At 34.9% G+C, this 15,770-nt stretch carries 11 protein-coding genes; 3 read left to right on the top strand and 8 right to left on the bottom strand.

Annotation, left to right across the window (positions count from 1 at the left end; genetic code table 11):
* Positions 1–23: 23 nt before the first annotated feature.
* Both KZH69_RS10595 and KZH69_RS10590 read left to right on the top strand, forming a co-directional pair.
* Entirely contained in the window at positions 24–557 is a 534-nt protein-coding gene (locus KZH69_RS10595) for a hypothetical protein (RefSeq protein WP_219317416.1), read from the top strand.
* The gene (locus KZH69_RS10590) at positions 554–2,389 is read left to right on the top strand and encodes an adenylate/guanylate cyclase domain-containing protein (protein ID WP_255557807.1); all 1,836 of its coding nucleotides are present in this window, start codon (positions 554–556) and stop codon (positions 2,387–2,389) included. The genes KZH69_RS10595 and KZH69_RS10590 overlap by 4 nt, the downstream gene beginning before the upstream one ends.
* Before the next feature lie 15 nt (positions 2,390–2,404).
* Here the strand turns inward: KZH69_RS10590 and KZH69_RS10585 are convergent, their stop codons facing one another.
* The 4 genes from KZH69_RS10585 to KZH69_RS10570 form a co-directional block, all read right to left on the bottom strand.
* The gene (locus KZH69_RS10585; RefSeq protein ID WP_219317415.1) at positions 2,405–4,975 is read right to left on the bottom strand and encodes a cation-translocating P-type ATPase; all 2,571 of its coding nucleotides are present in this window, start codon (positions 4,973–4,975) and stop codon (positions 2,405–2,407) included.
* A 22-nt stretch (positions 4,976–4,997) separates the two neighbouring features.
* On the bottom strand, positions 4,998–6,194 hold the full coding sequence (locus KZH69_RS10580) for a phospholipase D-like domain-containing protein (protein WP_219317414.1): 1,197 nt from the start codon (positions 6,192–6,194) through the stop codon (positions 4,998–5,000).
* Between the two features lie 16 nt (positions 6,195–6,210).
* Positions 6,211–7,224 (bottom strand): metal-dependent hydrolase, encoded by a 1,014-nt coding sequence (locus tag KZH69_RS10575; RefSeq protein WP_219317413.1) that lies wholly within the window; start codon positions 7,222–7,224, stop codon positions 6,211–6,213.
* A 205-nt stretch (positions 7,225–7,429) separates the two neighbouring features.
* Positions 7,430–8,380 (bottom strand): NmrA/HSCARG family protein, encoded by a 951-nt coding sequence (locus tag KZH69_RS10570; protein WP_219317412.1) that lies wholly within the window; start codon positions 8,378–8,380, stop codon positions 7,430–7,432.
* 237 nt (positions 8,381–8,617) lie between these two features.
* Between KZH69_RS10570 and KZH69_RS10565 the strand changes: the two genes are divergently transcribed.
* Positions 8,618–11,350: a cation-translocating P-type ATPase gene (locus KZH69_RS10565; RefSeq protein ID WP_219317411.1), complete on the top strand. Its 2,733-nt coding sequence runs from the start codon at positions 8,618–8,620 to the stop codon at positions 11,348–11,350.
* Between the two features lie 28 nt (positions 11,351–11,378).
* On the opposite strand, the gene KZH69_RS10560 is transcribed toward KZH69_RS10565, so the two are convergent.
* The 4 genes from KZH69_RS10560 to KZH69_RS10545 form a co-directional block, all read right to left on the bottom strand.
* Complete coding sequence (locus tag KZH69_RS10560) at positions 11,379–11,678, bottom strand: PAAR domain-containing protein (RefSeq protein WP_219317410.1); 300 nt, start codon at positions 11,676–11,678, stop codon at positions 11,379–11,381.
* A gap of 5 nt (positions 11,679–11,683) precedes the next feature.
* Positions 11,684–13,483 carry a type VI secretion system tip protein VgrG gene (gene vgrG / locus KZH69_RS10555; protein ID WP_219317409.1) on the bottom strand — a complete coding sequence of 600 codons (1,800 nt, stop codon included), beginning with the start codon at positions 13,481–13,483 and terminating at the stop codon, positions 11,684–11,686.
* Between the two features lie 73 nt (positions 13,484–13,556).
* A complete protein-coding gene (locus KZH69_RS10550) occupies positions 13,557–14,021 on the bottom strand; it encodes a phage tail protein (protein WP_219317408.1) in 465 nt (154 codons plus the stop codon).
* A 39-nt stretch (positions 14,022–14,060) separates the two neighbouring features.
* Complete coding sequence (locus tag KZH69_RS10545) at positions 14,061–15,638, bottom strand: phage tail sheath family protein (RefSeq protein WP_219317407.1); 1,578 nt, start codon at positions 15,636–15,638, stop codon at positions 14,061–14,063.
* Positions 15,639–15,770 lie beyond the last annotated feature (132 nt).

The raw sequence follows: 15,770 nt of genomic DNA, 5'->3' as shown, positions 1-15,770 counted from the left end.
TAAACCTGAAATAATAAATTGCAATGGACAGAAAACTAAAATTTTACCTGACAGAAAAAGGATTTTTAAAAATACGTTTATCTAATGGAGGAAAAGTAAAAATCACATTAGAGGTTAAAGCCAAAAAACTTTACGATTATTTGGGCACAATTATACCACCTAAAGAACCTGAACATAGCATAGTTGATAGTTATTGTAAATTGACTGATAACAATTATGGGAAAACAAATGATAGCAAAGTAATCGATTTTGTATCTCATGTTTATCTTCATAAAAATGTTAAATGGATTGGTAAATCTAATGATAAAGAGTTTTCGATTGCCATTGACAGTATTGTATATCATTCAAAAGGTAAAGACCCCAACGATGTTGATTTTTTTCACGATACAACGATTATGGGAAGTGGAGGTATAAATAGTATTGTCGAAGCGAGAGTCAAAGAGGATTTAAGATTGATAAACAAAGAAGATATATACACAATGAATTGTAGTGTTTATAATAACGACTTACAAAAAAAAAGTTTTCATATTGATCCAAAATTAATGGGAAATCCATGATAGTAAAAAGATTATTTAGTTTTTCCAATGATATCGTAATTTATTTAATGCTCCTTTTTTTTCAGCAATTTGTTATTTTTGCTCAGGATCAAAAAGTAGCGGATAGTCTTGTGAAAATTTACAAAACAAAAAAACTTAATAATTCTAAAAAAATGGAATTGTTACGGAATTTGTCCTTTAATGAAAGTAATAACCTTGAATTGTCATTAAAATATGCTGAGGAACTAATCGCTTTATCCAAAGCCGAAAAGAACTATTTGTACTTGTATAGAGGATACAGCCAAAAAGGGAATAAAAACAGAATTATTGGGAATTTTAATATCGCTCTAGATTCTTATTTCAAGAGTATAGATGCAGCAGCTAAAGCACAGTATGTTTCAGGTGAAGGAATGTCTTATATGTGTATTGCCGACGTGTATTCCACTATGGGGAGTAAAGAGAATGCAGAGTTGTATTATGACAAAGCTATTAAAATTTTAAGAAAAACAACAAATCGGCTTTCATTGGCAACAGCTTTACTAAATGCAGGGGATGAATATTCCAAAAATCTAAAATTCAATTTGGCCCTAAATTACTTTAATGAGGCTGGGGAAATATTCAAAAATGAAAATTATCTTACGGGTATTGCCTATACTTTGGGGAATAAAGGAATGGTCTTTGCTAAAAAAGGGAATGATGTATTGGCAATCAAAAACATAAGTGAAGCCATTTCAATCCTAGAAAAGCAGGAGGATTACTATGGTATATCCGATTATCTTCTTTACATGTCTGATATTTATTTTAAGCGAAAAGAATGGGGAACTGCTCTTGACTATGCAAAAAGGAGTTTAGACATTGCGCAAAAGCAAGGATTGAAAGATCAAGTTCAAAAATCAAGTTTGATGCTTTCTGAATTGTTTCAACAAGTAGGAAACATACCAGAATCATTTATCTATTATAAAAAATACATTACCTATCGTGACAGCGTCAAAAACCTTGAAGAGGTCGAGAAAATGGGCAATTTGAGGACTAATTTTGAGGTTTCAAAGAAGCAGGCAGAAGTCGATTTGATGATTCAACAAAAACGCACCCAAAAAATAATTGCTATTTCTTCCATAGTTTCATTGGTCTTGGTTTTTTTTCTGGCTGTCGGCTTATTCAGAAGATATCGCTTTATAAAGAAAACGAATATCATTATCGAAGCGGAAAGAAAGCGATCAGATACTTTACTTTTGAATATTCTTCCTGAAGAAACAGCACTAGAATTAAAAGAAAGCGGAAAAGTAGTTGCTAAAAGATTCGAATCGGTTACGGTTTTATTTACCGATTTTGAAGGGTTTACACAATATTCCGAAAATTTAGCTCCAGAAAATTTGGTGGAAAGTATCGATTATTATTTTTCAAAATTTGATGCTATAATTGAAAAATTTGATTTGGAGAAAATAAAGACTTCTGGTGATTCTTATATGTGTGCAGGTGGATTGCCTTTTGAAACCGATGATCATGCGCACAAAATGATAAATGCAGCACAGGAAATTTTAGATTTTGTTACTGAATCATATATAAATAATCCGCTCCAACAAACCCGTTTTAAAATTCGAATAGGAATCAATACAGGTCCTGTAGTTGCGGGTGTAGTAGGGACTAAGAAATTTGCTTATGACATTTGGGGAGACACCGTAAATATTGCCTCGAGAATGGAAACCAATTCAATTCCGGGAAAAATTAATATTTCCGAAAACACCTATCAGTTCATCAAAGATTTTTTCGAATGTGAATATAGGGGAGAGGTTGATGTAAAAAATAGGGGAATGATGAAAATGTATTTTGTGAACAATTCAAAAGTAGTGTAAGGGTTTAATACGTTTTTATTTCCACTTCCTTTTAAACCATTTTTCAATTTCTACAGCACAAAAGATAATACTAGAAACGGCAAAAGTGATAAGCAGTTCATTTAGTGTTAATGGTTGTGTTCTAAAAGTTTTATTAAAAAAAGGAGTATATACAATCATCATTTGTAATCCAAATGTCAATAGAATAGCTCCCAATAGAGGCTTGTTTGAAAGGAATCCTATTTTAAAAACAGACTCTCTTTCGGAACGAATTGCCATGACGTGTCCCATTTGGCTCAGGCATAATACGGTAAAAGCCATTGTTTGCCAATGATTATTGTTTTGCATTGCCCATGCTTGCATTCCTAGAGTGACAGCCCCCATTAAAAAACCGACCCATAAAATGTGTATTGCCATTCCTCCAGAAAAGATGTTTTCCTTTGGATTTCTTGGTGGGCGATTCATGCTATTCGTTTCAGATGCCTCTGAGACAAGTGCCAGCCCGGGTAAACCATCTGTAACAAGGTTTATCCAAAGTATATGTATGGCTAGCAAGGGTATTGGTAAACCTAAAAAGGGCGCTAAAAATATAGCCCAAATCTCTCCGGAATTTGAAGTCATGGTATATTTTATAAATTTCAGAATATTATCAAATATTCTTCGTCCATGCCTAATAGCTTTTACAATGGTAGCAAAATTGTCATCTAGTAATATCATATGTGCGGCTTCTTTGGAAACCTCGGTTCCGTTAATGCCCATTGCAATTCCAATATCAGCATTTTTAAGGGCAGGTGCATCATTTACACCATCTCCCGTCATGGCTACAAATTGATTTTTATCCTGAAGTGCCTTTATGATTTTAAGTTTCTGTTCAGGATTTACACGTGCGTAAACACGTATTTTTTCTACAATAACTTCAAATTGAGTTTGGGTAAGTGCAGAAAGTTCAGATCCGCTCAGTACCAAGTCCTCGTCAGAAGTAATAATTCCTAATTGTTTTGCAATGGCTTTTGCAGTGAGCTGATGATCTCCAGTAATCATTACCGGAACAATTCCTGCTTGTTTGCACTCGGCAACCGCTTGTTTTGCCTCCTCTCTTGGTGGATCAATCATTCCGGCAAAACCAATTAAAGTTAATGAGGTTTCAATGTCTTGGGTATTTAATTTTTCTGGCAGTAAGGGCAATAGTTTTATTGCGTAGCCCAACACCCGAAACCCTTTCTCGGATATTTCATTTACTTTGCGTTCAATTTCAGGAATGAGTGCTTTTTGCTTTTTATCCAGTTTATCGAATAATTCATCTACGGCACCTTTGGTAATGACAAGTATCCCTTTTTCTGTTTGATGTAATGTGGTCATGCATTTTCGACTAGAATCAAAAGGCAATTCGGCTACCCTTGGCAGTATTTTTTCTAGGGTATTTTTTTTGATATTTTTGTCAAAAGCATATTTTACTAAGGCTAATTCAGTAGAATCCCCTAGCCATTTTTTGTCTTTGGCAATCTTAATATCATTGTTCAGTGCCATTGCATTGAGCAAGGAATTCTCTTTGAAGAAATCAAAATCAGCATTTGTGATTGGGATTTCATAGGTCTCCTGAACTGTCATTTTGTTCAGTGTTAATGTGCCAGTCTTATCAGTACAAATGTAGGTAACGGAGCCTAATGTTTCCACAGCTGGGAGTTTACGGATCAGTGCTTTGTTTTTTACCAACCGTTTGGCTCCAACAGCAAGCGCAATAGTAACAAGCGCCGGTAATGCCTCTGGAATAGCGGCAACCGCAAGCGAAATGGAAGTTAGTAACATTTCTAAAATAGCTCCTCCACGCAACCAGCCAATTACAAAAATAACCGTACAAATTAGTAGTATGACAATTGATAATCTTTTTCCAAAAGCAATAAGTCTTTTTTGCAAAGGGGTGGCCGTTTCCTCTTGCTGAATCATTTTGGCAATATGCCCCAATTCAGTATTCATACCAGTTGCTACTACATAAGCTAGCGCTCGACCATTGGTAATGTTGGTTCCTTTGAATCCTATATTGGTACGGTCTCCCAAACCGTATTTGCCCTCCGGAAGTATTTCGGCTGTTTTTTCGGTATTATGAGATTCTCCCGTAAGTGTCGATTCGTCTACTTTGATTTTATGAGCTTCCAAAAAACGTATGTCTGCGGGAATGATATTTCCAGCTTCCAGCACTACAACATCCCCAGGAACTAAATCGGAAGCATCTATATCTATTGTTTTTCCATCACGTAAAACACGAGCCGTATTTGCGGCTATTTTTTTTAATGCCTCCATCGCTTTTTCTGCCCTATATTCTTGAATAAATCCCACAACAGCATTGATCATGATGATCGCCAAAATAATTATAGTATCGACCAAATCTCCTATAATACCCGAAATTATTGCAGCAGCAATTAAAACTAGGATCATAAAGTCCGTAAACTGATGTAAAAACATCTGAAAAGGTGTTTTCTTTTTTTGGTCGGCAATCTGGTTTTTCCCGTTCCCTAATAAAAGTTCACTAGCTGTAATGCTATCCAAACCTTTTGGAGAGGAATTCAATAATTGCTCGATTTCTGATAGTTGAAGTAAATGCCAGTTCATAATAGATAACTTAATTTAGTTTTCAATTTTCTTCTCTGTATTTGTTCATAAACCTATTATAGGGAATATAAGTTATGATTATCAATATCATTCGCACAAATTGGTATGAAAACCAGTTTGCAACTATTGAAAAACGGTTGCTCTTTTTTTTAATAGTTTCGTAAGTGATTTTTTCACATTGAGAAATCACATTGTTTAAATTGGCTGCCAGAGTTTTGGCGAATGTTGCTGACTCGATTCCAACATTGGTCTCAATACTTCCATAGGAGCTCAAATGGTTCAAATTGAAAGAGCCAATAGTGACCCATTTGGTGTCGACTAAAGCTACTTTGCCATGCAAAACAGAGGTGTTCCATTCATACAATTCAATATTGTTTTGAAGAAAGGAAGAATACAAATGGCAGGTAGCTTTTTGCATCAAAGGAATATCGGATATACCGGACAGAATGAGTTTTATTTTGACTCCTCTTTTGGCTGCTTTTTTTAAAACTTTAGTAAATCTTCGACCAGGGAGAAAATAACACCCAACGATAATGATTTCTTTTTGTGCTCTTTGAATTGATTGTACGTAAGTTTTTGCGATTTCATTGTTTCTTTTCAGCCAGTCATTTTGTAATACGGTAATGGTCATTTTTCTATTCAAATAACTAACAGGTTGTAATTGTATTCTATGTGTTCTTTTATGTTTAAAGTAGCTGTTTTTGCACAATTGCACAAGTTGCATAGCTGTTTCGCTATGCTCTATCTGAATGGCATAATCAAGCCAAGGATTCTCTTTTACCGTTCCTCTATACTTGTTAGAAATGTTGATACCTCCAATAAGTGCAACAATACCATCGGCTGCAATTATTTTATGGTGCAATCTTCGGCCGATATAAAAATTATTGCCAGAAAAAAAAGGAGAAAAGAATCGAATGTTAATTCCTAGTAAGATAAGTTCTTTAACGATTGCATTTGGAAAGGAATAGGAGCCATAACCGTCAAGTAAAATAAAGATTTTTACATTCCTCAGAGCAGCTTCTTTTAATGCATTTATAATTTCAATGCCTGTTGTGTCAACTTCAAAAATATACATTTGAAGGTGAATCTCCGATTGTGCATTTAAAATAATGTTCCTCGCACGCAAAAAATAATCATCCCCACTATGAACAAGAGTTATCTTTTCTGGATATTTGTTAGTGTCTTGATTCATTGGTGATTGTGTTTGTTGTTCTGTCATTTGTATAAAATTAAAATCACTTTCCTTTAATTCTATTCACCAGTGAGGCAAACCATTCATAAGTTGATTCTTTAAATTTTATTCGATTCAAAGCTCTTTTATTATCGGCACTTTTATTGAGGTTGAACTTAAAAGCATAAGGCTCATCTTTCGCTTTATCCCATCCGCTAACCTGACCAAATCGGATATCATTAAAATATACAATAGAATCTTCTTTTGAAATGAAATAGTTTCCTTTTGAAAGTAGCTTTAGGTTTTTTACTACTTGATCCTTTTCAAACGGAATAAGCAGTGAATCATTTCGTTCCTGCCTTTGGAAATATATTTTTTTATTTTCATCAAATATGGAATAATAACCAATCCACGATCCTTTTTTATCATGGGAATAGGCCATCCACAAAAAAGTATTAAGTGGAGTAGGAGTGACAGTAAAATCATCGGAAATTAATTTTTGTTCTTTAAAAGATCCTTCCGTAACCTGAAAAACATAATTGTGGATTATGATGGCGAAAATTAAATAACAGGAGCTAATACTTAAGCCAATAGAATTCCATTTTACGGTTCTTTTCGAATCTCTTTTTCCAATAAAAGGGACTATTACACCAATAAGTAGTGGCAATGTATAAAATGGGTCAGCTACAAAAAAAATATTGAAGGATATTCTATAATGACTGAAGGGTTCAAATAGTCCCATGCCATAACAAGTGAGTGAATCCAACATAAGATGAGAAAGCATTGTGATCAAAAATAATTTTGTCCAACTCATCCAAGTTATCCGATAATCTTTTATCCAAAATTGGGTAAGCCATCCCAATAATATTGAAATTAGTATTATAAAGAACAATGAATGTGTGATACCACGATGAAATAATAATTGCTTTGAATCACTTAGAAAAAAAACTCCTAGAACATCAATATCAGGAAGGTTACTCATCAAGGCACCATAAAATAGTGCTTTTCGACCAATTTTATTTCCTAGTATTACTTCTCCTATTGCAGCTCCCAAAAGTGTATGTGTTACCGTATCCATATGCTATTGGTGTTTCTTTTGTGCTGTTTTTTCAGGAGTTCGTATTCATTATAAATTTACTGTTTTTTTACGGTGATGTGATTACTTTATGTTCATTATAAAACAAAACTTTCCCTTTTCGTAAACCACGAGGTCACTTTTAGGAATAGACTAGATAAAAAAAATAATCGATTCGTATTTAATTGAATTTTTATCTTCTTTTATTTTAGGTTATAGGAATTCGCGAAGCATTTGTAGAAAGCCATTGATCAAAGTTTTGGAGTTCAGGGTTTAATTCTTTTGCAAAAACTTCATTGCGTGCTTCATTAAAATCTTCATTAAAATCTCTTTTAAACTGAAACATATTTCCCAAATCATCGGCGCCGGGAAATCCAAAATTGCGATAGGCTTCTGGGCTCACAGGATTAAAAAGTACTTTTTTGTCCAAGGCTTTTGAAAGTTTTTCGGCCATTTCATTGCCATTGAGTTTTTCTCCTGCAATACCAACAGTTTTTCCAATTAACTCTTTTCCTTTTTTGAATATTCCATAAGCACATTTGCCAATATCTTCTGAAGCGATTCCAGCTAGTTTTTTATCATCCATCGGAAATGCTATATAGTAGTTTCCGTCTTCCCCTTTTTGGGGGCCCATACCAAAATGAATAAAATTGTCCCAATAAAATGATGTTCTTAAAAAGGTGGTGGGTAATCCGGCTTCTCTGAAAAAGTGATCTGCTTCTCCTTTTCCGTCAAAATGGGGTACTTTGTATTTGCCATGTAAAGTGGGCATTCTTTCATCGTCTAATCGCATCCAATTCCTGGTATCTTCTAAAGTTGACCAAATAATGTGTTGCAAATGGGATTCTCTTGCAGCTTCAATAAAATTATTTACTTCTTGCAATTCTTTGTCTACAGAGAAGTGTTCCCAAAAAAAGGTAACAAAGTAAGCTCCGTAGGCACCTTCGATGGCTTTTTTGATGCTTTGAATGTTGTCAATATCTGCTTCAACTACTTCTGCTCCTAATTGTGAGAATGCTTTTGATTTTTCAGAATTACCATCTCTAGTTACCACCCTAACAGCAAATTCGCTACTAGTGTCTGCCAGAATAGCTCTGGCAAGTCCTCCACCTTGTGCACCTGTGGCACCAAATACAGTGATTATTTTTTTATTTTCCATTTTTATTTTTTTTTAGGAACATAAAGTTAATAAAAAGAAGTTAATTATTTGGTTTTTAGCTATTTGTATTTTTTATTAATGATTTATTTGAGAAATAGGATGGAAACTAAAAGCGTTACATAATCTTTTGTTTTGCTATAATTTATGTGCTTAATGTTTTAATTTTTAGTAATTTACAGGGTGTTTAGTAATGCGTTTTTTTGTTAATTCAGTTTTTAAAAAATAAATGTTTAGCGTATGAATTTCTACAATCAAAATATTGATGATATTATTGCACAATTCAATGCTAATACCAAATCAGGACTTGATGAAAAGGCAATACAGTTGGCCAGAAATAAGTATGGTACGAATGTTTTAAAAGCTTCCAGAAGCAGAAATGTTTTGAAAATGCTTTTCGTTCAATTCGCAAGTCCACTAGTATTGATTTTAATTGTTGCTTCTTTAGTATCTTTCTTTTTGGGAGAAGAACGCGATGGAGTAATCCTTTTGATGATAGTTGTTTTGAATGCATTAATTGGCTTCTACCAAGAATGGAAAGCCGAAAACATATTGGCATCACTCAAAACACTAGTTGCAAATAAATGTATTGTTATACGAGAAGGGAGTACAATCGAAATTTTTGCGGATGATCTTGTTCCTGGTGATCTTGTTAAGTTAAGTGAAGGTGACGGAATCCCAGCGGACATCCGTTTGATTGACTCCAAAGATTTCTCCACAAACGAATTTATTCTTACAGGTGAATCATTGCCGTCGAATAAAGATTATTTATTTAGTACAGACAAAACACTTACCATAGCCGATATAAAAAATTGCATCTTCATGGGGACTACCGTTGCACGGGGAGAAGCTATGGGAATTGTATATGCCACAGGAATACAAACTGAGATTGGGAAAATTAGCACTTCATCTCAAAAAATAAAAATTGCAGATGCTCCCATACAAATTGAGATTGCGGATGTAGCGAAGAAATTAACTGTTGTCACACTAATTATTGCCGCTTTTCTTTTTGGAATACGATTGCTCTTGCACGATTCGCTTGTTCTGGCACTAGTCTTTTCTATCAGTGTAGCAGCAGCTATGGTTCCCGAAGGATTGCCTGCACAAATTTCGATGTCGCTTGCTTTGGCTGTGGGACGATTGGCCAAAAGAAAAGCGATTGTAAAAAAAATGGCATCGGCACAAACGCTGGGTTCTGCAACAGTTATTGCATCAGATAAAACGGGAACAATTACCAAAAACGAAATGACTATTACAGGATGTTATTTTAATGGGGAATCTTTTTCGGTTTCAGGTTTGGGTTATGAACCTTTAGGTAATATTTTGAACGAAGAAGGCAAGATATTGAACAAAGAGTCTTTGGGAGATTTAAAAATATTTTTTCTTTCGGGATTTCTATCCTCAACAGGAAAAATAAGTCCACCGGATAAGTATCATTCTTCATGGTACTGTATTGGTGATCCAACCGAAGCTTCGTTTGCAACACTTACAATGAAAGCAGGATACACATTGGAAGAAATAGAAAAAGATTATCCTTATGTAAAAGCATTTCGATTTGATTCCTTTCGCAAAAGAGCCACTATTATTCGGAAGCATAACGACAAGATTATTTCGATAGTTAAAGGATCGATAGAATCTGTTTTAGAGGCATCAACAAAAATAATAACAAATGGGAAAATAGATGAATTAACTGCAGATAACAAAAAGCAAATTTTTTCAATGGCTACGGTCTTTTCTCAAAACGCATTGCGGGTGATCGCTATAGCTTTCAAAGATCTTGAATTAAAAAATGATTATTCCATTGATGAGGTAGAACAAGATTTGACTTTTGCTGGGTTTGTTACTATGTTTGATCCTCCAAATGAAGGAGTAAAAGAGGCTATTGAATCTGTTTTTAAAGCTCATATGAAAGTGTTTATGATAACCGGTGACAATGAAATAACAGCCAAAGCTATTGCCAAGAATATAGGCTTGATGAATGAAGGCAATGAATTTCCAACTGTAATTAATTCTACTGCTCTTCAAACGATGAGTGATGATGATTTGAAAACTGTTTTTCAAAAAAGAGCGCTGCTATTTTCAAGAGTTTCACCAGATGATAAACTCCGAATTGTTGATTTACTGATGAGATTAGGTGAAATAGTTGCCGTTACAGGCGATGGTGTCAATGATACCTTGAGTTTGAAACGTGCCGATATTGGTGTTGCCATGGGAAAAAATGGATCAAAAGTAGCACAGGAAGCGGCTAATATGATTTTATTGGATGATAATTTTGCGACTATTGTAATTGCTGTTAAAGAGGGTAGAATCATTTTTCGAAATTTTGAAAAGACAATTAAAGCAAATCTCGCCTGTAATATGGCAGAGCTTACATGTGTGTTATTCGGATTTGTTGGTTCTTTCTTAGGAGTAGCAACTCCTATCTTGGCAGTACAGATTTTATTAATCGATTTGGTGGGTGAATTACTTCCATTAACGATGCTTACCTACGACCCTCCGGAAAAAAATATCATGCAAACCCCTCCTCGAAATCCAAAAGAGAAAATATTGACAAAGAATGCGATGAGAGGAATCTTCTTTTCGGGTATTGTAATGGGGATTGCCGCTTATGGAGCGTTTCTTTATTCTTTTTTTATTAATACAACTGGTATTGGTAATTATGAAAAAGCAATTACGATTACATTTGTTTCTATAATTTTTGGTCAGTTTGTTAATATTCTTTCTAGACGAACCGATGAAAATGTTTTGGGAAGATATTTGCTTTCAAACCGAAATCTACTGTTGTCATTCGTATTTTCTATTATCTGTATAATGCTCATTGTTTATCTTCCCCTTTTAAATCTCTATTTTCACACATCTCCATTACAAATTATGGATTGGATTTTACCAATTAGCGCTGGTGCAGTTTGTCTTTTTTTATTTGAAATCAAAAAAAGTATAAAACGAAGAGTGAATCTTAACAGTATTATATAAGTCTGTTATTTTGCTAAAAACACGTTATTTATCCACCAATCATAACATTTAATGCTCCTAGCACAATTAATCCACCGTGAGCAGTTTCATCTCCCATTCTTGCTGCTGGCATTCCGTTAATTAGTACCGTTGAAGAACCTTTTATAATAGTATCTGGGGAGCCTACACATACTAGCATGTCTCCAACTCGAGCTGCAGGTAAACCTCCAATTAGGACAGTTGGTTCACCGGGACCAATGATTGGACCACCGACATGCGGAATAGGTGGTAAACCTGGAGTTACCATTGGGCATTCGTGAAAATCTGTAAGTCTTGCTGCTGCTGGCATATCGTTTAGTTTATCATTACCATTGCGCCTTTCAGCGTTAATTCCATTCCTGCAGATACTTGGGCTATTGTTCCGCCATTAGCGGTATGTTGCATAGTTGCGGTTTCTTTTATGTTAATTCCTTTCGTTTCAACATCACCGCCATTGGATTCAATTTCAATTCCTTGAGAGCCTTTGATGGTTACTTTCTCCTGGGCTGAAATGTTTATGCTTTTTGGACTAGACATATCGATGCCGCTATTGGACATTACAATGCTATTTTGGTTTTGATCCTTAATGGTAATTTGTTGGTCTTTGTCGCTAATAATTATGTTGTTTTTATTGGGCGTTGCTACTGTCCAAATTTTATTTTTATCATCAAATTCAATTGAAATTCCAGATTTGGAAACGATGGCTTTTATTGAATTTTTTTCATTGGGTTCTAATCCAGTAAAAGGTTTTATTTTCGAATTACTGTACAAACTTCCCAATATTACAGGAAAACGAGGATCTTCATTTAAAAAGCCAAGTATAACTTCATCACCCACTTCGGGTAAAAAAAATACTCCAGCTCCACTAGTGGAATAAAAATTGGAAAGTCTAGCCCAAATACCCGCTCCGTTAGTATCAAATACGGGAACATCTACTAGAATTCTATATTGGGAATCAGGATCGCCAAATAGTTGTTTGACTGTTCCGTTCAAAAGACCTCTAGCTCCAGGCAAAAGTCCAGATGCTGGTGGAGCCATCACATCAGGTTCTTCTGTAAACCAATTTGGAGAAAGACCAAGATTTACTGTCGAAAGCCAATTACCTTCTGATAGTTCATGAATCACGCCAGAGATGAGGTAATCTCCATTAAAACGATCTCCCAGCCCAGTAAAGGTCATATATTTACCAGGGTCAATTAAACTCGCACCTTGAAATTTGGCTTCGCCTATTATTTTAGAATATTCGCTTTTTGCTATTTGTGCCTTGGACCAATTGTTTAAATCTGTGGTTTCTAATGGTGCTGAGGTTTGCAATTGATAGGCAGAAAGACCAATGACTTCGGATAGTTTTTTTGTAGATAGATTGCCAGCTCCAGCTTCATTTGGAGTGGCTTGACCATTTAATATTGCTTGATTTTTAAAATCCCAAGAATTAGAAGTTACATTTTCAAGTTGAGTAATGGAATTCAGTTTTGCATTAAATTCCATCAGGCCATCCCCATAAGAGACTTTCAAAACAGATGATGTATTGCTGTCTGGTGCATTAACAGCAACTTTCCCGTTTATTGTGGTTACAATTAATCCATTTGCTTCGGCAAGAGCCAAAATATAGTCCCAATCGGTTACATAATATTGAACTTGTTCGGGCCATGTAGTTGTAGTGGTCGAAACTTCCGAAGTTAAGCCCGAATAACTTCCGATAATAGATGAAATAATTTCACTGTCTTTTTTATTGTTGTAGGTAATGCTTTTTCGACCCACAATCATTTTAACTGCAGGATCTCGACATTCAACTTCTAATGCTGAACCAACTAAACTGTCAATACGAATTGATTGGCTTGTAATTATTCCTTTAAAAATCAATTCATTTTTTGAATCATATCCTGCTTCAATACTAATTGTGGCACCAGGCAGAAATGTAGCTGATGAGCTGGCATCAAATGTTCCAGAATTGGCTTCGCCATCCAGAATTACTATTTTGGCAATTGGAATTCGGTTTACTTTTTTTTCAATATGTACAGACAACACAGACAGTACATCAGGTATTGCAATTCCGTTAATTTTTATAGAAAAGGTGACAATTTCTCCACCAGGTAGTATTGTTGAATTGCTCATTTTTTTAAAATAAAAAAGTTAGACATTTTTGATATTGTTAAAAGCTGGAATTAAAAGAGCTTCCTTGATTATATTATCCATTTGAAACAATTAATTGTTCGTGTGCAATTTCTATAGTGTCAACGGCTACTTCATTTCCATCTGATTTTAAATCGGTGCTGCTAATTTTAGTGGGCCACGCGTTGTTTAATGTCCATTGCATTGTTATATTTCCACTTTCATCCAACAATTTTATTACAATCGTTCTTCTTTTGATTGTATTCATTACAATTTGCTGATGCCAATCCCAAAAAGTATTGTCATTCACAAAGATGCCTCGCTTCATAGTAATATTTCCGTATTTGGTAATGCCCGGCATTTTTTCTACAGAAAATAAAGGACTATTAGTACTTCGATATTCTATTATTTGGTTTTCTACATCCATTCCAGATACTTCCTGAAAGGCTACTTTTGTAAGTTCTGTACCTAAGTCAACTTCAAATCTAAATTTTGGCATTGGCCATGTTGCGCCTTCTATGCTACCATCATCTGTTGCCATATTATTTATTTTTTAAATTAAAATTAGCTTATTAGTTAATTAACTGGGGATTGCCATTTGTTGTTGGAATGTTAAGACAATGAATTCGGCTGGATGAACAACTGCTACTTTTACGGTAATATTCATAAATCCGTTAAGAATATCCTCAGCAGTCATTGTTGATCCCAAACCACATTCTACCGAAAATGCATCGGATGGACTGGCACCTTGTAGTCCGCCTTGCTTCCAAATTGAAATCAAAAAACTTCCAATCATAGTTTTTACGGCTTCCCAAGTATTTTTGTCATTAGGCTGAAAAACATAAGCCTGAGCGGCCAATTTACAGGACTGTTCTATAAAAATCATTGTTCTTCGTACAGGGATATACCTCCAGTCTTGACTATTTCCATCCAGAGTTCTGGATCCCCAAACCAAAATGCCAAGTCCATTGAATAGTCGAATAGCATTTATGGATTTACCTGAAACGGCATCTACATTTAAGTTGGCTTGTTGGTTTTCTGAAATGCAAATAGGCAATGAAGCTGCTCCAATGATAGAGATGTTCGCCGGTGCCTGCCAAGGTCCAACTTGATTGTCAGTTGTTGTAATTACTCCTGCCATAGCTCCACTAGGAGGAAGTATATTGGCGATACTTAATACTTGTTTTATGATTTGCGAATAGATTGGACTCGCAATTATTAGCGCATTATTATTTTGGGAAACAGTGAAACCACTCTCTGGATTTTGAATATTGGCAATAATTTTGGCAACATTTGGGTTGGGAGCACTCGCTGGATTAATGATTGATCCCAATTGTTTAGTATCTCCACCAAATAAGTTCGTGTAATCAATGTCTTGAATTTGCATTGTCGTGGTTCCAATAAAAGGATAATAAGCCATGCCATAATTCAGGCCAATCGACCCCGTATTCATTCTGAAATTTGAAATGTCTTCTGTGTATAAAATTGGATCGGGATCATTGCCTCCAATGACATCAAAAACACACATTGCTGTTTGCATATTTGTAGATTGAAGGAGCATGCTTTGCATGAGTGTCGCATTGTTTTCAATGCTTAGCAAGGTAGATTCTGGACAAATGTACATTGTAGGTTCTGGTTCATTTAATAATAAAGCAAGACCAGACAATAAGTCATTGAGTTGTACATTTGGATTAACAATTGGAGTACCAGGGGCCATCGGTTTTTTGGAAGGAGGGCCGTATGAACCAACAGAAACTATGTAGGCATCACCACCGCCATTTTCATAAAAAAGCTTTACACTATTGTACAAATAATAGATAGTATTGGGATCTGGAACAATTGAATAGTAGGATTCGCCAATCAAAATAGAATCTCCTTTTGTGGGTTGGCTATTTTGTTGTACTAAGTAATATTCAGGACTGTATTGTTTAGTAGGACTCGCAGGACTCGGAGTGTCTGGTAAACAAAAAAAGGTTTGAAAGTCCGAAAAGGATGTGATCCTTACTGGAATATTTGTATATGATTTTTCTTCGTATATTGCTTGTGGTGTATAACCAATAAATGCTGGTACAGCCGTAGGAACTGCTACAGCTGAATTTGGAAAGGCATTTACTTCCTGAATATAGGTGCCTGAAGGTTCACTGTTTGATGACTTCATTGAGTTTAATTTTTAATCATTATTATTCAATAAAAACAAAAGCTAGAAAATAGTTTCTTAAAAAAAATAATACAATTTTGAAAGAGATATTTAATATTGCTTTTAATAAAAGTAATACTTTTTTTACTGTAG

The organism is Flavobacterium taihuense (genome assembly GCF_019351435.1).
Taxonomy (GTDB): domain Bacteria; phylum Bacteroidota; class Bacteroidia; order Flavobacteriales; family Flavobacteriaceae; genus Flavobacterium; species Flavobacterium taihuense.
The sequence above is the reverse complement of the archived record's forward strand: the minus strand, read 5'-3'. Positions and strand labels throughout refer to the sequence as shown.

What these genes read in the sequence shown, in the direction of transcription:
- KZH69_RS10595 (WP_219317416.1), top strand. Translation starts at nt 24, where the DNA reads ATGGACAGAAAACTAAAATTTTACCTGACAGAAAAAGGATTTTTAAAA.
- KZH69_RS10590 (WP_255557807.1), top strand. Translation starts at nt 554, where the DNA reads ATGATAGTAAAAAGATTATTTAGTTTTTCCAATGATATCGTAATTTAT.
- KZH69_RS10585 (WP_219317415.1), bottom strand. Translation starts at nt 4,975, where the DNA reads ATGAACTGGCATTTACTTCAACTATCAGAAATCGAGCAATTATTGAAT.
- KZH69_RS10580 (WP_219317414.1), bottom strand. Translation starts at nt 6,194, where the DNA reads ATGACAGAACAACAAACACAATCACCAATGAATCAAGACACTAACAAA.
- KZH69_RS10575 (WP_219317413.1), bottom strand. Translation starts at nt 7,224, where the DNA reads ATGGATACGGTAACACATACACTTTTGGGAGCTGCAATAGGAGAAGTA.
- KZH69_RS10570 (WP_219317412.1), bottom strand. Translation starts at nt 8,380, where the DNA reads ATGGAAAATAAAAAAATAATCACTGTATTTGGTGCCACAGGTGCACAA.
- KZH69_RS10565 (WP_219317411.1), top strand. Translation starts at nt 8,618, where the DNA reads ATGAATTTCTACAATCAAAATATTGATGATATTATTGCACAATTCAAT.
- KZH69_RS10560 (WP_219317410.1), bottom strand. Translation starts at nt 11,678, where the DNA reads ATGCCAGCAGCAGCAAGACTTACAGATTTTCACGAATGCCCAATGGTA.
- vgrG (WP_219317409.1), bottom strand. Translation starts at nt 13,483, where the DNA reads ATGAGCAATTCAACAATACTACCTGGTGGAGAAATTGTCACCTTTTCT.
- KZH69_RS10550 (WP_219317408.1), bottom strand. Translation starts at nt 14,021, where the DNA reads ATGGCAACAGATGATGGTAGCATAGAAGGCGCAACATGGCCAATGCCA.
- KZH69_RS10545 (WP_219317407.1), bottom strand. Translation starts at nt 15,638, where the DNA reads ATGAAGTCATCAAACAGTGAACCTTCAGGCACCTATATTCAGGAAGTA.